The organism is Rhodoligotrophos defluvii, assembly GCF_005281615.1.
GTDB classification, from domain to species: Bacteria; Pseudomonadota; Alphaproteobacteria; order Rhizobiales; family Im1; genus Rhodoligotrophos; species Rhodoligotrophos defluvii.
This window is the reverse complement of sequence record NZ_SZZM01000004.1, coordinates 1-17,118: the sequence shown is the minus strand read 5'-3', so window position 1 is coordinate 17,118 and position 17,118 is coordinate 1. Positions and strand designations below refer to the sequence as shown.

Genomic DNA, 17,118 nt, shown 5'->3' with positions numbered 1-17,118 from the left:
GCTCACCCCTTCTTGTGAGCGGCGATGAACTCCAGAAGCCGCTGGTGGAACACGGGGTAGCGCTCAGGCGGGCAGCTCTTCACGCCGACGATCCCGAGGGGCTCGAACACTTCCGCCTTGACCTTCTGCGCGCCGACATTGCCGCCGCCGGCCGCCTCGACCGCATCCTTGACCGCCTGGGCGATCTCCATCTGCGTGACCTTCGGCTCCGGCGTCGGCTCGGGCTCCGGTTCGACCTTGGCCTCGATGACCTCGGGCTCGGGCTTCGGTTCGTTCAACGGCAGCCTCGGCTGGTCCATCGGCTCGGCATCAATCACCTCGGGTCGGGGCTCTGCCTTCTTAGCCCGGCCCTTCGGCAGCGGGGCATTGAGGCCGGCCTGCAGCATGCTGATCATGCCGGCCGCCTTCTTGCCGAACTCCTCGACCGAATCGCCGGTGATTTCCAATCTGATCATGTCCTGATTTCCTTTCGACACTTCATGACATTTTTGACAACATAGGCAAGCGTTTACCTCAGAGAAAATCTGTCAGGCGCTTCAACAGCTTCTTCTTGTCGGTGTAGATCTCGCGACCGCTGGTCGATGGCCGATTATCCAGGTAGAGCCATCGCGAGTAATCTTCGATCTTGCGCGGATCGTGCCAATCCAGCACCCAGCCGCCTTCCAACTCCTCGACTACGACCTTCTTCATCTCAACCCTCCATCAGCTTCTGAACCGCGCGCCGGGTGCGCATGACAATCCGGTGCTTCGCCTTCTCGTCCTCGTTCCGGTACCGGTGGATGTAGCGCTGCCCGGCCGGGGTGATGTAGCGCCACACGAGGGTGTGGCTCACGTCGAGCTCCTTCGCGATCTGGCGCACCGGCACGCCCATGGCGTACAGCGCCAGCCCTTTGTCTATTTTCTCGCGCGTCATTTTGGACATTTTGGACACTCTAGCCAAAAAGTTGAGCGATGTCGGCCGTCTTGCGTGCCACCGCGGCTTGAATCTGCTCGTCGATAGACCCGGCCAGCGTGGCGAACCGCACGGTGCAGGCGTTGCGCTGGCCGATGCGGTGCACGCGCATGGCCGCTTGTTGATTGTCCGAAGGAACCCATGAGCTCTCGACGAACAGCACATCGCTGGACGCGGTAAGCGTCAACCCGGTGCCGGCCGCCTGAATCTGGCCGATGAAGACCTTCACCTTCGGGTCGTTCTGGAACTCGTCCACCGCATACTGCCGGAGCCCCTGCTCCTGGCTCCCGGTCACGAACACCGGCCCGGGGTCGAGGAATTGCACGAGCCCGTCATGCAGCCGCTCAATGACTTCCCTATGGTGAGCAAACAGCACCAATTTCGAACCGCCGCCCTCGAACCATTCCTTCACCCAGGCGACCACCGGCTCGATCTTGGCGAGCCCCGTCACCCGCCGCAGAGACGCGACATGGGGTGCGATCTTCTGCAGCCCTTCGATGCCTTCCTTATCGAGCACCTCGGCGATCCGCTTGGCTTCACTGCCTTCGGCTGGCGCCTTGCCCTCCAGATAGATCTGGTCGAACCGGATCGGCGGCAGATCTTTCAGAACCTCGTCCTTGCGCCGGCGCAGGTAGAACGGTTTCATGCGCTCGCCCAGGTCGGCGAGGTTCTTCGACCCGATGATCTGCACCCCGAAGCCATTGTCCCGGGTCTTGCAGTAGCGCTGCACGAAGTCCCAGTACGCCATGGGTTTGCCGGGTCGCTTCGGGTTCTCGATCAGCTCCGGCGCCAGCGCTCGGAGGTGCGTCCACAGCTCGCTCGCATTGTTCGGCGCCGGCGTGCCGGTGAGCAGGAAGACGTGGCGCGCCCGCTCCACGAGGCCGCCCACGCCGTCGCATTTGGGACCGTAGATCGCTTTGGTGCGCTTGGCTGAGCGGTTTTTGGCATAATGCGCTTCATCGATAATGAGGACGTCGATTTTGCCTGCCATCTCAGCAAGCGCCAGAGCCTCGCCGCGCGCGGCCCTGTCGTAAGACATGACCGTCAGCATCGGGCGCCCGGTCCCGAACTTGTCGAACTCGCGCTTCCAGTTCTCGACCAAGGAAGCCGGGCAGACGACCATGACCCGCCCGTCATCGCCAACCGCATCACACGCCGCGATCGCCTGGGCGCTCTTGCCAAGCCCCATGTCGTCCGCCAGCAGCGCGGCGCGCTTGCCGGCGAGCCAGTTGGCGCCATCGATCTGGTATGGGAACAGGCTGGTCATACCCGCAACTCCCGCTCTTCGCCCGTGTTCAGGTCGACCACCCGCGGGGGATGGTCCGGGTTGATGATCACGAGCACGCCGTCATAGATCTTCCACCGATCGGCGTCCCGTAGGATGCAGACGACCTTGGTGTCGGGTATGGAGATGGAGCGTTTCATGAGACACCTCCCGAATTAAGTGAGGACTTGCACGGAATGCGGCTCTCAATGCATATCCACCTGTCGGTGGACCCCGGCCTGGGCTACCGTTCCGTGCCCTTGTTTGTGCCCGCCCTGTCCTCTCTGGGCCGCGGGTGGAGGCCCCAGGCTGGGGTTGTTCACCTAAGTCCAAGAATGAAAAGCAGCCGGCCCCAGAAACCCATGGCCCGGAAGCGTTCCCGAAACCAAACGTCGATATCTTTTACGAACCTATCGAGGGTCTCGGCAGCGACGATGTAGTCCCGAGCGTGATCTCTCTGCCGCAGCCGCTCAATCTCATCGAACAACTGCTCCCGAGTGGCCGCGGCGGTCAGGTGAGTCGGGGAGTGCAGGCTCTCCTTGGACTGCATCGCGCGGATCTTCTCCCGCGCAGCTTCCTCCACGGCCCGAGCGTGCTGCACTTCAGTTTCGGTCTGGGGCAGCCACACGCACATCACGCCCTCCCGCTGATCTTGAACAGCAACACCCCAAGCGCGTCGGCCTCGTCCTCGGTCTTCGGGTCGTGGCCCATGATCTTGAGAATGTCGATGACGTCCTGCTTGCTGGCGTTGCCTTTGCCGGTCAGCCACCTTTTCCAGGTCCCGACGGGAACGCTGTCGTAGGGAACGGCGTTTGATTCGCACCACTCGGTGAGGACTGCCAAGTAACCACCGTATGCGTGGGCGGCATCGACGCCCCGGTGCCGCCGCACCTCCTCGAAATAGACCCGGTCGATCGGGCAGCCCTCGAGCATCTTGTCGAGATAGGCCCGGAAGCGCACGAAGCGCATGCCGCCGCCGCTGAACCGGTCATCCTTCAAGTTCCATTGGCCGTATGACAAGGCGCGATCGCCACCTTCAACGACCCCCAACGCCCAGCCGCAAAGCGTGCCGAGGTCGAGCGCGAGGACGACGGTCATTTGAGGTAGGATGCGCCGCGATTTAGAGCTTCGACGGCCCTGCAGAGGGGCCCAAAATCCTTAACACTGCGCAAGAACGCCTGCAGATCGATCTCTGTATTGAAACAGTCCTCGGCCTGGTCACGGGTCACCAGATCCACGCAATGCATCGGCGCCCAGAGATCATTCTCCCTGTCGTCTATGTCGCCCTCGAACGATAGGCGCACGGTGCTGCCACGCTCGTCGACAGCGACGATCTTCGCCAGCTCGTCGAGCCGGTCCTGGAGCTTCCAGAAATGCCGCGGCGCGGAATGGAGGCGGACCACATCGCCCACCTTCAACCCGCGCCGTTGCGACGTTTCACCCGACGTTTGCGACATTTCGGACACGTCGGGCGCACCTGTCGCGTATGTCACCTCTGCGCCGCAAGCGGCGTATCCAGCAAGGTCGACCCAGCTGTCGGCGTGGTCGGGCTTATCCTCGAGCCGGGCCACCTTGACCAGGCCCATCATGACGGCAACGTCGGCCGCCCTAAGGTGTGGGATCAGCAGCTGGGAGCTGCTGTCCGGCGCGTATGCGTTCAGAAGGTGAGCGGTCCAAAGCCGTGCAATGCGGTTGAAATTATTCTCTGGTGCCCCATAAACCCCTGGCCGGTCGCAGACAGCCGCTTTGGCCCGCTCCAGCGTTTCCGTGCGATCCATGATTGATCTCCGTTGCCATCGTCGTCGAATCTGTCCCGTTGCGTTCGACAGATCAACCTTCCTCGACCCGCCGATTAACGACAAGTTGACAGATCGCTAACGATGATGCAAGTCTTATTTGTCAAATTCACACGACACAATATACGACATTTTTGACGGAGGGCGGGATGGTAGACGAGCAGACCGACGGCAACGCCAATGGGCCGAGCGCTGAGGAGTTCGAGCGGCCGATGAGGATGGACGCCTACTACTACGGCTTCACCTCGACCGGCGTTCAAGCAATTGATCGCATCTTATCGGCGGTCGCCTGCGCCGGGAAAGCGTACCACCACACTGGAGACTGGACCGACGAGACCGCACCATATGAGCCATTCTTTCGAGGGGCGTGCCCGGTCGATTGGATCCAGAATGCGGCTTACGATGCTGCCACCGCCCTCCGCGAGGCCGCAGAGCGCCGCCGATCCCGTCGAGAGCCTGATCTTACCAAGTGCCCAAATTGCGGTGGTGAAGCTGATAACGGTTTCGATCGTGGGTTACCGCCTTCGCCTTACTACTGCTCGAAGTGCGAGGCCGCAGAGCGCCGGAAGGATGACGCCGCTTACGACGATCTCGTGGAGATCTTGGACAATCCGCCTCCTCCGAATGAGGCGCTAAGGCGGCTGATGAGTGAGCCGTCACCTTGGCCCGACGCGGGACGGGAGGCGGTGATTGAGGCGGCGTTGGATGCATACTTTGATGCTGACGGCATAGACCCTATCACAGCCGTTCGTGCCGCCATCTCTACCTATGAGGCTCACCGGGGCGGCGGGGCGGTGAAGGTCAAGCCGCTGGAGTGGCATCGCGGGGACGGTATCAGAGCTAGTAAGGATTGCTGGACTGCGAAGTCTGTAGCAGGCGAGTACGTTGTGATCGAACGGCAATGGTGGCTGGAAGGCGACGGTGTTAATCGAGGGACCGGTTCTCACTTATGCGAAAGTGACGACGAGGCCAAAGCAGCAGCCCAGGCCGACTATGCCCAGCGCATCCTCTCAGCAATCGAGGTGAAGCCATGACGGAGTGGCGTCTTGTGCCGGTCTCTCCCACGCAGGAGATGATCAAAGCTGCCCGCGAGAAATTCATTGAAGGGCGGCCGGAGGTGAGCCCAAGCAATGGGGCGATGCACGAGATTTTAACTGCTGCCCTCGCCGCCGCCCCACAACCACCAGCGGCGCAGGAGCCGGTCGGCGTAGTCGGAGGGATGGCTGGCACTTCAGGCTTCACTATGGCCTGTTTTGAAGCAGCGAAGGTGCCCGTGGGGACCAAGCTATACCTTCACCCGGCCCCGCAGCCGAGCGGGCCGGTAGCAGAAGGCGCCTATAAAGAGCTTATTCGGGAGTTGCGTGAAGGCTTGGCGGCGATACCGTCATTCGGACTCTATGAATTTGCCGATGAGCTCATGGACCGCGCGGCCGACGCAATCGAAGCCCTCACGGCATCCAAGCCGGACCAGGCTGTGCCGAGCGGGTGGCAGCTCTACGCCCACCCCGCCCCAGCCGATGACCGGGCGCGGGAGCAGATCCGGCGCGAGGCGCTGGAGGAGGCGGCGGAGGCAGCAGACCAGTGGGGCAGGCATCAGGAACTGCTACTGCGCTGCGGGGAAATGACAGCGCAAGAACTCAGGACAGCTGTGGCCGTGGCGAACGGGATCTCCCGCGCTATCCGCACCCTCGCCAATGGAGGCAAGCCATGACCGGCCGGATTTATTATGTCAAACGGGCCGGATGGCGCGTCGAAATTTGGTGGTCCTATCAGGACGGCCGGGCCGATCCAGCCAACGGCGCCACGGCATGGCAGGCAGCTAGGCAACGGTTCTGGCGCAGAATATCCGCCCTGCGCGCGGCCAACGACATGTGGCATGCCTACAACGACGGGGTGTTTGCCGGGCGCTGCGCCGAGATCGACGCCGGCCGCGCCGCCCTCGCCGGTAAGGAGGAGGGGTGATGGCAGACAGAGTGCGCGTCTATTTTTTCTTAGACGGCCAGGAAATCGCCGTCCGTTTCTGGCTTATAATCCCGCGCGTCGGTGATGAGGTGATGCTCAGGGAGCCACCCGAGCCGTATGTGGTGAAGCGGGTAGTGTTCGCTGCCCCGAGCCTGGATCCCAAGAACAAAACCCAGCGCATCAATATCGAGATCGAGCCCGTCCATGACTGACCTAGCAGAGATCGAACGGCTGGAGCAGCGGTTGCGTGAGTTAGCAAAGCATCGCACCTACGGCGCCAATCATTGCTATGACGCAGCCGAGGCCCTCGCCAGCCTGCGCAAGCGCATTGCCGAGCTTGAGGCAGAGCGCACCATACGAGAGGCCGTGCTGGTGGAGAGGGATAAGACGGTGGGGGAGCTGCGGCAGGATCGCAGTGACATTCTAGAGGTCATGAAGGGAATACGCAGGGCGATCTACAGCGAGTGCGCCAGGATCGCCCGCAATGGACATGGAGAGCTGAATGCCGAAGGCATCGCCCGCCTCATAGAGGCCCGAAGGGATGAGGTTTGCGCTACTCCCCCAGATCCGGCAGCCGGGTGACCTGAAAATAGACCGCGTCCTTCACCCCGCAGGCAGAGCACGCCAGATACTCGTGACGGACCAATCTATCGCCAGGCGGGAACTGGCTGATGTCGATCTCCGCGACGTGCCCACACAGCAGGCACTTGCCGAGGACTTCCCCCCGGCGCATGTCGGAAAAGCGGATCTGTCCCTTGATCTTCTTCATGGGAACAGAATGAGAACACTAAGAGCAACGTGTCAATAGCGGGCCCAACCCGGGAGGCGTTCACGCACGCCTACCGTGTCCAATTTGTCTATATACGTCGCAAGATCTTCTCGACAAACGAGGGCCGGTATGGCTGCATATCCCAAAGGCCCGGCGGCGCACGGAACAGCGCCCCGCTCAGTGGCGTCAATGCCAAACGGACACATCAAATGACAGACCTCCCGCCGTTCGAGGAGCCGCCCAGCGTCACCAAAGCGGTCGCCCACCTCAAGCTGCTCGACCCGACCGGGTGGCACAACCTCGTTGCGATCGACCCGGACGAGGGCAACCGAATCGACCGCGTGATCGGCCGCACCTTCCCGCCGAACTCGTGGGATCAAATCGCGGCATGGATCAAGAAATGGCTCGGCAAGCGCAACATCTATTACAGCGCCAACGAGCCCAAACCACACGCCCGCCACACCAAGCTGCTGAAATCCGAGATAGCGAACATCCGCTGTTTATACGCTGACGTGGACCCGAGTGGCGACGCAGCCCAGCTCGAGCAAGAGCGACAACGGCTGCTCGATCTCATGAGAGAGCTGCAGAATGACCTGATCGCCCCGCCATCGATCATTGTCGATAGCGGCGCCGGCTATCAGCCGATCTGGCGGCTAGCAACCAAGCTGCCAGCCAAGGACTGGGCCCAATGGGCGGAGGCCCAGGGCAACGCCATCCGGCTCAAGCTCACTGGTGACCCAGCCTGGGACATCAACCGGGTGCTCCGGCTGCCGTTCACGATCAACCTCCCGACGGCCAAAAAGATCGCCCGCGGCAGAACCACGACGGTCGCATCGGTTCTGGCCAGCAGCGACGATGTCTATGACGACCAGACGCTTTCGATCTGGCTGCCGCCGGTGCGACCCGAGCACAAGGCCGAAGCGGGCTTGCCGGATATCGACATGGCCCAGGTCGTGGCGCAGCTGGAATATGACGAGCTGCCGGACGTGCTCCGCAACAAGTTCGAACGCGAACTGAAGCGCAACGACCCACTGCGCCGCTTATGGGGCGGCGAGCCACTCGGCCACGACCAATCGAACAGCGGCTACCTCTGGCAATTCGCCATGCTCATGCGCAAGGCGGGGTTCGATGTGCTCGAATACGCCCAGCTGGCTTGGACCTGGGAGCATATCGACCTGCAGGAGCGCGCCGAGCACGACGCGGAGCGTCAACTGCGTCGGGCGTGGGTGCGGGTTGATACGGTCCCGGCCAGCGAGGAATTCGGCCCGGTCGAGTTGGATGTCGGTAATACCGATGCCATCGATTTAACCGAGCCCACCCCCGAATCGATCGAAGACACAATGCGCCGGCTTGGGCTGGAGATCCAGGATGAGAACGAAGAGTTCGACCCCGCCGAGATCCCGCGGCGTGAATGGATACTCGATGGCTTCCTGGCCAAGGAATTCGTCGCCGAGATCGTTGCCGCGCCCGGGGTGGGCAAGACCACGCTCGAGATGGCCATGGCCGTTGGCCTGGCAGCCGGCCGATCCGACATCGCCGGCATGAAGGTTGTCGAGCGAACCCCAGTGCTGTTCTGGAACCAAGAGGACGACCTGAAGGAACTGCGCCGGCGGTTCGCCGCCATCATGCAGTATTACGAACTCACGTGGGATGATCTGCGGATAGACGGGAGGCCCGGGCTCAGGCTGCGTTCCGGCGTCGGCAACCGAATGGTGCTGGCCAAACTTGGCCCGGACGGGCGCACCGTAAGGCCCACCGAGCATGCAGCGGCGCTGCAAGCATACATTCACAAGCATAAGATCGGCGTCGTGTTCATCGACCCGCTGATCAAGACGCATCAGTGCAACGAGAACGACAACAACCAAATGGACCAGGTCGGGGATATTCTCACATCGATCGCGGCCCAGGAGAGATGCGCGATCTGCTTCGCACACCACACCCGAAAGCCGCCTGCAGGCGAGTCTGACGGCCACGCCGGCAATATCGATTCCGGCCGTGGAGCGAGCGCCGTGACGGGCTTCGTGCGCATGCACGCGACCCTCGTTTCCATGAGCGAGAAGATGGCCCAGGACTACGGGGTGCCGGAGGACGAGCGTTGGCGGTACCTCCGCTTCGACGGCGGCAAGAACAACCTGACGGTCCCAGGCAAAGGCACGCTCTTCTACAAGCGTACGGGCGTGATGCTGGCCTCCAGCCAGGAGGAAATCGGCATGGTTGTCCCGGTCGAGATGGCTAGAGGCCCGGATAAGGCGGAGCAAGCTGTGGCGCGCGTCATAAAAGACGCTGTCGATATCGCCGATGGAAGGGACCTGATCACCGTCGCGGACCTCGCGAAAGAGATGATTGAGATCGATCCGATGTATGCCGACAGGAAGCCCGTGAACCTCCGGAGGCAGATCGTACGGGCGTTCACACACCCCGGTGCGAAAGAGATTTGTGATGTTTACAAGCTGACTGACGATCAATTCGTACAAGGCAAAAGAGGGCGTCACGTGTGTCTCGTAAAGTTGGAAAACAATGAGACAACGAGGAATGAGACCGCGGTCTCGAACGAAAGTTGACATGTAATTTCAGCGCTTTACCCGGAACGCGCCATTTGAGACCATGGGTGTTTTCTAGGGCTGTTGTCTCGAACGGAGAAAACGTTGGCTTATCAAGGGTTTGCTTTTGAGACTATGAGACCACCCTATAAGGGGTGCGCTTGCGCTTGTCGCAAAGCGCGCAAGCTCCCCCTTACGGCGCCAACCCCGGGTCTCGCTTGTGATGTTGACAAAAGGTTGTAGCCGCGGCCGGGCCGCGATGAGGAAGGAGTGAACCGCGATGTTGAAGTTGCCGCTTACGGGATGGTTGGTCGCCTGGCAGCCTCGCTGGGCCGAGAGTGATCCAGAGGATGGAGAAGCGCCGGCGGGTTCTATCGAGGTCGGGCCTTGGCCTGATGAAAATGGATGGTCCGAGAAGTTTTTGATGACGGGTGGGTGCTGCTACCGAGAGTTCCACGGGCACTCGAAGGAGATGCAGATCGCGCTCATGTTCATCGCGTTCCACACTTGTGTTGTACGGGACGGAATAGACCCGCAAGACGCGCATCGAGCGTTCTTGAACATCGAGGAATACCGCAAGCGCATCTCGTTTGATATCGACGGAGCGCTGCAGTGACAGGGTGCGCTGGGTCTTCCATCCTCGAACGGCTGATCAAGATGCAGCCGCGGCGACAGAAGCCGCGCAAGCGTCGTGGGCCAGACGACCCCATCGAGCAGCGGCGGCGTCAGCGGCAGGCGGAAGCGCGTCGAAGGCGATCGGCGCTGCGCTACCTCGAACGTGGGCGAACGATCACCGAGCCGGCGGGACCTTTGCCGGGCTGGCAGCTGTTGGTCACGCGGATGGAGCCGGGCCAGTGGTATGGCGTGACCGATCTCTACCCCATGATGCAAGGCTACGCGAAGAAGTCGGTGCGCATCTGGGTCAAGCAGAAGCTTTTCGATCGCGGTTACCTGGAACGGGCGTTCAATGCGGACTTCGACCCCCGTAGGCACTCCAATCAGCAATACGAGCCGAGGTATGTCTATAGGATCGCCGCCAGGGCACTTGCGGAGCGCCAGGAGTGGCTTCGTGCGTTGGGCATGTGTGATGGGCCGGAGAACGCATGATTGCGCTCTACGGCCCCTCTGAGGCCGTTTTTAGGCCGTTTCACTCTGCGAAACTACATCGGTTTGATACGCGAGCCACGCCGAGATGAAGGTCTTGCCGATCTCCGGTGGGAATGTGCCGGCGATGATCGAGCAGTTTTCGAATACCGTGATCTCGTAGAGCGGTCCGGTGATTCGAACGAGGGGCTGAGGCGTCGGCGTTACTGGCGGGTTGTCGTTTGCGGGTTTGGGAGCTGGTTTCTTTGGCGCGATCTTGCGGGCGGTCGTCGTGGTCGTGCGGACGGTCTTGTAGATGGTTTTGGACATGGGAAATGGCTCCATCGGTTTGAGAGGGAGCGCATGCTGTTTCGAGCAACAGGCGCCCAGGGCTCGAAAACACGCCGATGGTCGTGTCCCACATGTCTTTAGGCTTGCGCCCTGGACATGCACATGCGGACCCTGGACTAACTGTTTTGGCTGGATAGCAGATCTTCGGGTTGCTGCTGACCGCCATCGGCTTTGAAGGTTTTCGAGACCTTGAAAGCCACTTTACACAGATATAGGAGCCTGTCAACATCACACATAGGGGGTGTTGACGATGCGGCGTTTAATCTTCGCGCTTATTGTTATGGGGCTTGCGTTTACCTCTGCAAAGGCATCGACCGGTAACGAGGTGCTAGAGGGCTGTCGATTATTGGCTGTCACAGCGTTTTGGCCGCAGGCTGCGAATTCATTTCGCGCAGGTGAGTGCTATGGCGTTTTGATGACATGGGCCAGAGAAGGTCGTAGATTGTCTGGGCGAGTCCGCTCATGCATACCGTCCTCGGTGACAGCAGGGCAACTAGCGAAAGTGGTTGTTCGTTTCATGGATTCCGAGCCTTCAATCCTCAACGAAGACTTTACAGGGATAGTAATTGCTGCGTTTGCTTTGAGCTGGCCCTGCGACTAGCCCACCACAGCCCGAACGATCAGCCCGAGCACAAGCACAGCGCAGGCCGATCGAAAGGCGATCACAATCAGCGTGATCATTGGCGCGCCTCATTGCGGAGAACCTGAGAGGCGAGAGCGGCGGCTAGTTCTAGTGCACCACGTTTGGTGCGTTGGGGGAGGTTCCAAGGCACATTAGTCCTTGTTTTCCGATCGAAGCAAAGAGGGAAATACTCGCCTTTTGCTGTTTTCCGCGCGCCTAGCTCGAAGCGATCCTGGTCAATGTTTAGCATTTGAGTTTCCCCAGTTCTCCGGCTGGTCTTTCATTGCCGGGTAAACCACAGATGGCGGCGGCATGAAAACCCAGCTGCCAGGGTTGCACCACATGCGGCAATCGTCGATGGCTTCCATCTCGGTTGCAAACGGGCCGTTTGGTATCGAATAGGGCTCGTCATCCATCCAAAAGAAGCCCTTGTCCGTGCGCCATACCCACGCGTTGAGGTACCGGTTCATCACATTCCCCCGATGAAAGTGGCGAGCAGCACGAGCAGCGTTGCTGCGATGAGGCCGCTTGCCACGATGAGTTGCTGAATGATTGCCGCCTTTACAGAAGGAACAGGGCGGCGATTAGCGCGGTGCCGGCGGCGATGAACGCGAGGCCGAGCCACAGGGAGATGAAACGCGGCATGATGGTGCTCTCTGACATGTTGTGACATTTTGGACACTCCAGGCGTGCTTAGCGGCGCCTATCTGCGCCGATCTCGCCTCGGACGCTTCGACTTGGGTTTGGGCTCCGGGACACAGTCTTCCTTGTCGTCCGGGTCCTCAAGGATGTGTATGTCGTAGATCAACTGGCCGTCGTACGGGCGTCGCTGAGCTAGTTGGACTAAGCCGTGGTAGCGAAAGCCATGGCCGTAGATGTATCGGACAGCTGGCACTGAGTTGATTAGTTCACCTAGAGCCTCACAGAGCTCCTCAGCTGTCCGGAACCTTATCGATCGTACAATTTTAGTCATGGTGCCGGCCTCCAGGCTTTGGTTGTATTTCGTGTACGGATTGTCGGCATTGTCGAGCTTCCTTTGCGTCACTTTGGACACTGCGGGCGCGCCGAACACCTTGGAACCATTCCGCGTATCTATAGGCGCGCGCTATCGAGGTTGTGTGCTTCAGCACGATATTGTTGCTCGATAGCACCATGTAGTTTCCTGGCTCCAACTGGAGCACGGCGCAGTCAGCGAATTGTTTGATCACTTGCATTTGTCGTTCCCCCCTTAGGTCATTTCGGGCAGTTTGGGCGCGAGCTGTGGGGTTCCGCTCCCATGACCAGCGCTCAAGTTCGCCGAGCTCATTCCAGGTCTTACGGCGCGTTCTGTCGTTGTAGAGCGGTTCCGCTGCTAGATCGGCCTCATACGCGACCTGACCGGGCGTTCGCTTGTCCATTGGTGTTCCCTCGATCATGACATATTGGACACTGTGGGCGTGGCTATGCCGTCTCTTGCATCACCTCGGAATAGTCCGCGAACCGACCGTCATCGCTGCACATGCCGGCCGTGCCGACGATCGTTGCTACCTTGCTCATCCCCATCTCCTTCTGCAGGACCCCGGATCGCTGGGGCTTGTCTGCGGGTTGGGTTTACACAATACCTAGCAACCGCTATCCAGCGTATGTCCGCTCATCCCCCATGCTCCTATCAGGCTGCGATCATGCGTTCGATCAGCAGAACCGCTGACGCTTGCAGCTTCTTCTTCGTAGGTTCGAGCTTGTCCCTAGCGGCGGCCATAGCGGCGGCCCTAGAGGCGTCCTCAGCGGCGGCCCCAGCGACGGCCCAAGCGGCGGCCATAGCGGCGGCCCTAGCGGCGGCCCCAGCGACGGCCATAGCGACGGCCCAAGCGGCGGCCCAAGCGGCGGCCCAAGCGGCGGCCATAGCGGCGGCCCTAGCGGCGGCCATAGCGGCGGCCCTAGCGGCGTCCTCAGCGGCGGCCCCAGCGACGGCCCAAGCGGCGGCCATAGCGGCGGCCCTAGCGACGGCCGCATCTTTTCGAACCGCTTCGATCGGCCCTCGGATACTCGGAACCTGCGCCATCGAAGTGATTTCAGGCAACGACTCCAATGTCTCGGCTTGTGCAGTGAGACCAGCGAGGCGCAACCATTCCGGTGTATGAACACGGACGAGCCAGTCCGCAGCCATAAGCGCCCGACGTTCTTCGGTAGCTTTGTCTTTCCGCGTGCCAACGAGCTTTGGAATGAGCGGAAGCAGGAGCATATCGCGCTCATCATCAGGAAGACTGTCGTTCCATGAACGCATGAAGGCCGATATGACAGGGCAGGCACACTGCGGGCTGTCAGACCATGGCTCGCCGGCAACGTAAGCGACCGCTTCCATGGCGCACCACGAACCTTCGTCGTTCGGACTGTGGGCGCCGGCCTTCAGGTGCCGGACTAGCGGCAAACGGTCTTCTATGATCTGCGCTGTGCTCATCCCCATCTCCTTCTGCAGGGAACCCCGGATCGCTGAGGTTCTTTGTCGAGTTGTGATGTTGACACTGTACGACACTTTTGACGTTTGTCAACATCACAATTGGACATTTTGGACAGATAATGACAGTTTCGGCCAAGACTGGCGTGCAGAAGTTGAGGAAAATCAATGACTTTGCCGTCTGTAGACGGTCTCACGGAAAAGCAACTGACCTACGCGCGTGAAGTCGCGCATGGCGTTCCGCCGGCAGCTGCTGCAGCCAAGGCGGGTTATGCAGATCCAGCTCGTTCGGCATGGATTTTGACGCGCCATCCGGCCGTGCAAAGCGCCATCTATGAGGCCGTCCGCGCTCGCCTCGCGGCCGAGATCGGGCCTTACTCGATTCAGCTTATGTACGACTTGGCGCGAGCCGACCCGAAAGGACCGTTCAAAGGTGCTGGGTCGAGGTTGCGCTTGGAAGCCGCTAAGGCGCTCGCCGATCGAGCCGGGTTCATAGCGCCGCGCGGCCGTGAGAGCGGCCAGCCGCTCGGCGAAAAGCGGCTGGATGAACTGAGTAGTGACGAGTTGCGAGAGGCGATCGGACGGCTCGAGCAAGAGCTCGGCAACAGGGCCAAAACCATCACCCTCGCGCCAAACACGCCAGGCGATGATACCAAAGTCATTGATTTGCTTGACACTTAACTGTCTATGCAAGACGCTTGGCGCCGATTGGTGCGGCTTGCCGCGCTCGAGCATGAGGGAGGGTCGGTCCCCCACCCCCCCCGCCCGGGGGGTGGGGGCGCGGCGCGCAAGGCCCGGGTGCCGGTCCGAGAAATTTTTGGTGAAATCAAAATGTCCGTGTGATGTTGACACCCTCCCCGATTGCCCTATTGTCGCCTTAATGTCCGAATTGGGGAGGTGCCGAACCGACCCACGATCTGCATTCCCTGCGTCTCGTGGGCATAACGGTACAGATCGGGCAGACCTGCGTTCACACTGGCCCCGCGGCCACAGCCCCCATCCGACCGCGGGGCTTTTTCTCGCTTGACATCGCCCGACAATTTTGACAAATTCGACAGTGTCGTTTGACATTGTTCCCTCCCCTTGACGTGTAGGGCCCGGCAGAACCCCCGCTGCCGGGCCTTTTCGTTTTGTCGCTTGAGCATCTAGACAAAACACGCTATTTTCGACGCCGGACGTAGGGCCGCCTCGCCAGCGGTATTGAGCTGCTCACGAATGGGCCTCGAACCGTGGCGCAACCCACACCCTACAACCGCCAATACCAATTCCAGAGCTTCCAGCGGCTAAACCCGAACACTCCGCTGCCGGCCGACAAAGTCGACGGCGAGTTCAACGCGGTCAAGCGCACGATCGACGAGACGCTGGCCAACCTGAAGCTCATTCAGCGGGACGATGGGGCGCTCGTGAACGCCAGCGTCGGCCGCGACCAGCTCAAGGCGGACATCTCGATCGGGTTCGATGCGCCCACCGCCTGGGCCACCGGGGTATCTTACACCACCTCGAGCACGGTCTATTACGCCGGCAGCTTCTACCGGTGCATCGTCGCGCACGTCTCCGGCGCCGATTTCGTTGCCGATCTGACCGACGGCAGATGGGAGCTCATCGCGAACTTCTCGCAGTTCGTGCTAAACGATGTTCCCGCCACCCTCACCTCGCTGACCTTCGACGGCGATGGCGTCCAAACCACTTTCGACCTGACTTTCGCGCCCGCGGCGGCCGAAAACGTGATCGCGATCGTCAACGGGCAAATCCAGCCGGTCGGTGCTTACTCGATAAACGGCACCCAGATCATTTTCGACGTCGCTCCGAGCGCCGGGACCGACAATGTCGAGGTGCGGACGATCGCTTTGGTGTCGGAGCTGAACGCCACGAGCGCCAATCTGGTCTCCTACAGCAATTCCGTCAGCGGATTGTCCTCGACCACCGTCCAAGCGGCGATCGACGAGATATATCAGGTGCTCCAGGGGGACGAGGAAAACCCGCTTCAGGAGCAGATCAACGCTCTGAGCACCCGGGTCACCACCGCGGAGGGCGACATCACGGCGCTCGAGATCGGAAAATCGCCTATCGGCCACACCCACGTGCCTGGCGATGTGATCGGCCTGGGCGACATGGCTCAGCAGAATGCTAGCTCGCTGCCGGCGCTAACCGCCGCGGCCACAAGTGCATGGAAAATCCCCGTCGGGACGACCGGCCAGCGGCCGAGCCCTGCTCAGCGGGGCATGATCCGCTTCAACACGTCGAGCAATGAGTTCGAAGGCTACAACGGCTCGAGCTGGGTCAACCTCAAGGGGGCGATATGAGGTCGGGCCTCGCGAGCGGAATCGAGCTCTATCTCGACACGGCCGGGCCCCCGCAGGTCAAAACCGCGTCTGCCCAGGCGTTTATCGAGTTCGACAGCCAGAGCATCGGCCGTTTGATCCGGTTTGGGTCTTCCGCGGCGGCAGTGGAGTTCTCCGCGGCAGCGAATTCGAATTGTCTGTTCCCCGCGAGCGCTTCCGGGGCGGTCGAATTCGTCGGAGTTGGCGTTGCGGACAAGATTTCGCCGGCAGGGATCGAATACGGCGACGGCCACGGTGTGGTCGAGTTCAGCGCGGTCGCCAATGCGCTCAAAATCGCCGGGGCGAGCGGCGCCGGGGCGGTCGAGTTCCAGTCCCAGGCGGCCGGGAAGCTGATTGCGGTGGGCGAAGGGGCTGGGGCGGTCGAATTCGTGGGCACCGGGAACGCCGAAGCAATCGTTGTCGAGGATGTGCTCGTGCCGTTCACATCAAGCGGCACGTTCACGGTGCCGGCCGGGGTGACATCGATCCGGGTCAAGGTGCAAGGGGCCGGTGGCGGCTCCGGGGGGACCACTTCCGGGTCGGCCGACAGCGGTCGGGGTGGCAACGGGGCGTTCCTGGTGTGCGACATCGCGGTGACGGCCGGGGAAGACCTTGCGGTGCTCGTCGGTGGCGGCGGCGGAGCTGGCGCGGCGAACGGAGGTGGCGGGGGCGGGGGCGGGTATTCGGCCGTTTTCCGCGGATCGACCGCTTTGGCGATCGCTGGCGCCGGCGGCGGGGGCGGCGGAGCCAGCACGGGCACGTCCCAGAGCGCTGGCGGCACCGGTGGGCACGCGGCGAGCTCTGGTCCGGGCAATGGCGGAACTGGGGCCAGTAGCGGCATTGCTGAAGGCGGCGTTGGGGGTGAAAGCCCGGGCTCGACCCGCGGTACGGGCGGTGCCGGGACATTCGCGAATGGCAGCGACGCGACTGGGACCAATTTGTTGACCGGCGGCGCCGGCGGCGCAGGCAGCGGCGGCGGCCTTGGCGGGGCCGGCGGCGCGAATGGCGGCGGCGCAGGCGGTCG

The 17,118-nt window shown here is 61.5% G+C and carries 23 protein-coding genes and 1 pseudogene; 12 read left to right on the top strand and 12 right to left on the bottom strand.

All coding sequences use genetic code 11. From position 1 onward, the window contains the following. Positions 1-2 precede the first annotated feature (2 nt). The 8 genes from E4P09_RS17165 to E4P09_RS26275 all read right to left on the bottom strand — a co-directional run bounded on the left by E4P09_RS17165 (position 3) and on the right by E4P09_RS26275 (position 3,994). Complete coding sequence (locus E4P09_RS17165; RefSeq protein ID WP_137390858.1) at positions 3-455, bottom strand: hypothetical protein; 453 nt, start codon at positions 453-455, stop codon at positions 3-5. A 58-nt stretch (positions 456-513) separates the two neighbouring features. Continuing rightward, a complete protein-coding gene (locus E4P09_RS26060) occupies positions 514-690 on the bottom strand; it encodes a hypothetical protein (protein WP_170984481.1) in 177 nt (58 codons plus the stop codon). 1 nt (position 691) lies between these two features. Next, a complete protein-coding gene (locus tag E4P09_RS17160; RefSeq protein WP_137390857.1) occupies positions 692-922 on the bottom strand; it encodes a helix-turn-helix domain-containing protein in 231 nt (76 codons plus the stop codon). A 10-nt stretch (positions 923-932) separates the two neighbouring features. Beyond that, positions 933-2,219 carry a DEAD/DEAH box helicase gene (locus E4P09_RS17155; protein ID WP_137390856.1) on the bottom strand — a complete coding sequence of 429 codons (1,287 nt, stop codon included), beginning with the start codon at positions 2,217-2,219 and terminating at the stop codon, positions 933-935. Beyond that, positions 2,216-2,377, bottom strand: a complete 162-nt coding sequence (locus E4P09_RS26055) for a hypothetical protein (protein ID WP_170984480.1) — start codon at positions 2,375-2,377, stop codon at positions 2,216-2,218. The genes E4P09_RS17155 and E4P09_RS26055 overlap by 4 nt, the downstream gene beginning before the upstream one ends. Positions 2,378-2,535: 158 nt before the next feature. Next, positions 2,536-2,850: a hypothetical protein gene (locus E4P09_RS17150; RefSeq protein ID WP_137390855.1), complete on the bottom strand. Its 315-nt coding sequence runs from the start codon at positions 2,848-2,850 to the stop codon at positions 2,536-2,538. Beyond that, positions 2,850-3,314 (bottom strand): crossover junction endodeoxyribonuclease RuvC, encoded by a 465-nt coding sequence (locus E4P09_RS17145; RefSeq protein WP_137390854.1) that lies wholly within the window; start codon positions 3,312-3,314, stop codon positions 2,850-2,852. Before E4P09_RS17145 ends, E4P09_RS17150 begins: the two co-directional genes overlap by 1 nt. Next, on the bottom strand, positions 3,311-3,994 hold the full coding sequence (locus tag E4P09_RS26275) for a DUF6378 domain-containing protein (RefSeq protein WP_205042163.1): 684 nt from the start codon (positions 3,992-3,994) through the stop codon (positions 3,311-3,313). The genes E4P09_RS17145 and E4P09_RS26275 overlap by 4 nt, the downstream gene beginning before the upstream one ends. A 167-nt stretch (positions 3,995-4,161) precedes the next feature. On the opposite strand from E4P09_RS26275, the gene E4P09_RS26270 reads away from it, so the two are divergent. The 5 genes from E4P09_RS26270 to E4P09_RS17115 are packed head-to-tail and all read left to right on the top strand — an operon-like array spanning position 4,162 to position 6,556. Continuing rightward, positions 4,162-5,046, top strand: coding sequence for a type II toxin-antitoxin system TacA family antitoxin (locus tag E4P09_RS26270; RefSeq protein WP_205042161.1), 885 nt, complete (start codon positions 4,162-4,164; stop codon positions 5,044-5,046). Between the two features lie 38 nt (positions 5,047-5,084). Next, positions 5,085-5,723, top strand: a complete 639-nt coding sequence (locus E4P09_RS17130) for a hypothetical protein (RefSeq protein WP_137390853.1) — start codon at positions 5,085-5,087, stop codon at positions 5,721-5,723. Next, on the top strand, positions 5,720-5,974 hold the full coding sequence (locus E4P09_RS17125; protein ID WP_137390852.1) for a hypothetical protein: 255 nt from the start codon (positions 5,720-5,722) through the stop codon (positions 5,972-5,974). Before E4P09_RS17130 ends, E4P09_RS17125 begins: the two co-directional genes overlap by 4 nt. Next, the gene (locus tag E4P09_RS17120; protein ID WP_137390851.1) at positions 5,974-6,186 is read left to right on the top strand and encodes a hypothetical protein; all 213 of its coding nucleotides are present in this window, start codon (positions 5,974-5,976) and stop codon (positions 6,184-6,186) included. Before E4P09_RS17125 ends, E4P09_RS17120 begins: the two co-directional genes overlap by 1 nt. Continuing rightward, positions 6,179-6,556 (top strand): hypothetical protein, encoded by a 378-nt coding sequence (locus tag E4P09_RS17115; protein ID WP_137390850.1) that lies wholly within the window; start codon positions 6,179-6,181, stop codon positions 6,554-6,556. The genes E4P09_RS17120 and E4P09_RS17115 overlap by 8 nt, the downstream gene beginning before the upstream one ends. Here the strand turns inward: E4P09_RS17115 and E4P09_RS17110 are convergent. Then, positions 6,528-6,743: a hypothetical protein gene (locus tag E4P09_RS17110; protein WP_137390849.1), complete on the bottom strand. Its 216-nt coding sequence runs from the start codon at positions 6,741-6,743 to the stop codon at positions 6,528-6,530. The genes E4P09_RS17115 and E4P09_RS17110 overlap by 29 nt on opposite strands. A gap of 209 nt (positions 6,744-6,952) precedes the next feature. Here E4P09_RS17110 and E4P09_RS17105 point away from each other — a divergent pair, with 209 nt between their 5' ends. From E4P09_RS17105 to E4P09_RS17095, 3 genes are all read left to right on the top strand, one after another. Then, positions 6,953-9,304: an AAA family ATPase gene (locus E4P09_RS17105; RefSeq protein ID WP_137390848.1), complete on the top strand. Its 2,352-nt coding sequence runs from the start codon at positions 6,953-6,955 to the stop codon at positions 9,302-9,304. A gap of 259 nt (positions 9,305-9,563) precedes the next feature. Then, positions 9,564-9,899, top strand: coding sequence for a hypothetical protein (locus tag E4P09_RS17100; RefSeq protein WP_137390847.1), 336 nt, complete (start codon positions 9,564-9,566; stop codon positions 9,897-9,899). Beyond that, positions 9,896-10,390 carry a hypothetical protein gene (locus E4P09_RS17095; RefSeq protein WP_137390846.1) on the top strand — a complete coding sequence of 165 codons (495 nt, stop codon included), beginning with the start codon at positions 9,896-9,898 and terminating at the stop codon, positions 10,388-10,390. The genes E4P09_RS17100 and E4P09_RS17095 overlap by 4 nt, the downstream gene beginning before the upstream one ends. Positions 10,391-10,420: 30 nt before the next feature. Here the strand turns inward: E4P09_RS17095 and E4P09_RS17090 are convergent, their stop codons facing one another. Continuing rightward, a complete protein-coding gene (locus E4P09_RS17090; RefSeq protein ID WP_137390845.1) occupies positions 10,421-10,696 on the bottom strand; it encodes a hypothetical protein in 276 nt (91 codons plus the stop codon). A gap of 271 nt (positions 10,697-10,967) precedes the next feature. On the opposite strand from E4P09_RS17090, the gene E4P09_RS26900 reads away from it, so the two are divergent. After that, positions 10,968-11,318: a Rap1a/Tai family immunity protein gene (locus E4P09_RS26900; RefSeq protein ID WP_428977728.1), complete on the top strand. Its 351-nt coding sequence runs from the start codon at positions 10,968-10,970 to the stop codon at positions 11,316-11,318. A 257-nt stretch (positions 11,319-11,575) separates the two neighbouring features. Here the strand turns inward: E4P09_RS26900 and E4P09_RS17085 are convergent, their stop codons facing one another. Both E4P09_RS17085 and E4P09_RS17080 read right to left on the bottom strand, forming a co-directional pair. After that, positions 11,576-11,809 (bottom strand): hypothetical protein, encoded by a 234-nt coding sequence (locus tag E4P09_RS17085; protein WP_137390844.1) that lies wholly within the window; start codon positions 11,807-11,809, stop codon positions 11,576-11,578. Positions 11,810-12,987: 1,178 nt separating this feature from the next. Continuing rightward, entirely contained in the window at positions 12,988-13,776 is a 789-nt protein-coding gene (locus tag E4P09_RS17080) for a hypothetical protein (protein WP_239025251.1), read from the bottom strand. Positions 13,777-13,941: 165 nt separating this feature from the next. Between E4P09_RS17080 and E4P09_RS17075 the strand changes: the two genes are divergently transcribed. From E4P09_RS17075 to E4P09_RS17065, 3 genes and pseudogenes are all read left to right on the top strand, one after another. Next, complete coding sequence (locus E4P09_RS17075) at positions 13,942-14,454, top strand: hypothetical protein (protein WP_137390842.1); 513 nt, start codon at positions 13,942-13,944, stop codon at positions 14,452-14,454. A gap of 548 nt (positions 14,455-15,002) precedes the next feature. Further along, positions 15,003-16,076: a carbohydrate-binding protein gene (locus tag E4P09_RS17070; RefSeq protein ID WP_137390841.1), complete on the top strand. Its 1,074-nt coding sequence runs from the start codon at positions 15,003-15,005 to the stop codon at positions 16,074-16,076. Then, positions 16,073-17,118: pseudogene (locus E4P09_RS17065) on the top strand (hypothetical protein); the annotation flags it as partial. The gene E4P09_RS17070 and the pseudogene E4P09_RS17065, both read left to right, overlap by 4 nt.

What these genes read in the sequence shown, in the direction of transcription:
- E4P09_RS17130 (WP_137390853.1), top strand. Translation starts at nt 5,085, where the DNA reads ATGATCAAAGCTGCCCGCGAGAAATTCATTGAAGGGCGGCCGGAGGTG.
- E4P09_RS26060 (WP_170984481.1), bottom strand. Translation starts at nt 690, where the DNA reads ATGAAGAAGGTCGTAGTCGAGGAGTTGGAAGGCGGCTGGGTGCTGGAT.
- E4P09_RS17085 (WP_137390844.1), bottom strand. Translation starts at nt 11,809, where the DNA reads ATGAACCGGTACCTCAACGCGTGGGTATGGCGCACGGACAAGGGCTTC.
- E4P09_RS26270 (WP_205042161.1), top strand. Translation starts at nt 4,162, where the DNA reads ATGGTAGACGAGCAGACCGACGGCAACGCCAATGGGCCGAGCGCTGAG.
- E4P09_RS26055 (WP_170984480.1), bottom strand. Translation starts at nt 2,377, where the DNA reads ATGAAACGCTCCATCTCCATACCCGACACCAAGGTCGTCTGCATCCTA.
- E4P09_RS17160 (WP_137390857.1), bottom strand. Translation starts at nt 922, where the DNA reads ATGTCCAAAATGACGCGCGAGAAAATAGACAAAGGGCTGGCGCTGTAC.
- E4P09_RS17145 (WP_137390854.1), bottom strand. Translation starts at nt 3,314, where the DNA reads ATGACCGTCGTCCTCGCGCTCGACCTCGGCACGCTTTGCGGCTGGGCG.
- E4P09_RS17080 (WP_239025251.1), bottom strand. Translation starts at nt 13,776, where the DNA reads ATGAGCACAGCGCAGATCATAGAAGACCGTTTGCCGCTAGTCCGGCAC.
- E4P09_RS17150 (WP_137390855.1), bottom strand. Translation starts at nt 2,850, where the DNA reads ATGTGCGTGTGGCTGCCCCAGACCGAAACTGAAGTGCAGCACGCTCGG.
- E4P09_RS17110 (WP_137390849.1), bottom strand. Translation starts at nt 6,743, where the DNA reads ATGAAGAAGATCAAGGGACAGATCCGCTTTTCCGACATGCGCCGGGGG.
- E4P09_RS17090 (WP_137390845.1), bottom strand. Translation starts at nt 10,696, where the DNA reads ATGTCCAAAACCATCTACAAGACCGTCCGCACGACCACGACGACCGCC.
- E4P09_RS17120 (WP_137390851.1), top strand. Translation starts at nt 5,974, where the DNA reads ATGGCAGACAGAGTGCGCGTCTATTTTTTCTTAGACGGCCAGGAAATC.
- E4P09_RS17100 (WP_137390847.1), top strand. Translation starts at nt 9,564, where the DNA reads ATGTTGAAGTTGCCGCTTACGGGATGGTTGGTCGCCTGGCAGCCTCGC.
- E4P09_RS17125 (WP_137390852.1), top strand. Translation starts at nt 5,720, where the DNA reads ATGACCGGCCGGATTTATTATGTCAAACGGGCCGGATGGCGCGTCGAA.
- E4P09_RS17155 (WP_137390856.1), bottom strand. Translation starts at nt 2,219, where the DNA reads ATGACCAGCCTGTTCCCATACCAGATCGATGGCGCCAACTGGCTCGCC.
- E4P09_RS17165 (WP_137390858.1), bottom strand. Translation starts at nt 455, where the DNA reads ATGATCAGATTGGAAATCACCGGCGATTCGGTCGAGGAGTTCGGCAAG.
- E4P09_RS17105 (WP_137390848.1), top strand. Translation starts at nt 6,953, where the DNA reads ATGACAGACCTCCCGCCGTTCGAGGAGCCGCCCAGCGTCACCAAAGCG.
- E4P09_RS17115 (WP_137390850.1), top strand. Translation starts at nt 6,179, where the DNA reads ATGACTGACCTAGCAGAGATCGAACGGCTGGAGCAGCGGTTGCGTGAG.
- E4P09_RS17075 (WP_137390842.1), top strand. Translation starts at nt 13,942, where the DNA reads ATGACTTTGCCGTCTGTAGACGGTCTCACGGAAAAGCAACTGACCTAC.
- E4P09_RS26275 (WP_205042163.1), bottom strand. Translation starts at nt 3,994, where the DNA reads ATGGATCGCACGGAAACGCTGGAGCGGGCCAAAGCGGCTGTCTGCGAC.
- E4P09_RS26900 (WP_428977728.1), top strand. Translation starts at nt 10,968, where the DNA reads ATGCGGCGTTTAATCTTCGCGCTTATTGTTATGGGGCTTGCGTTTACC.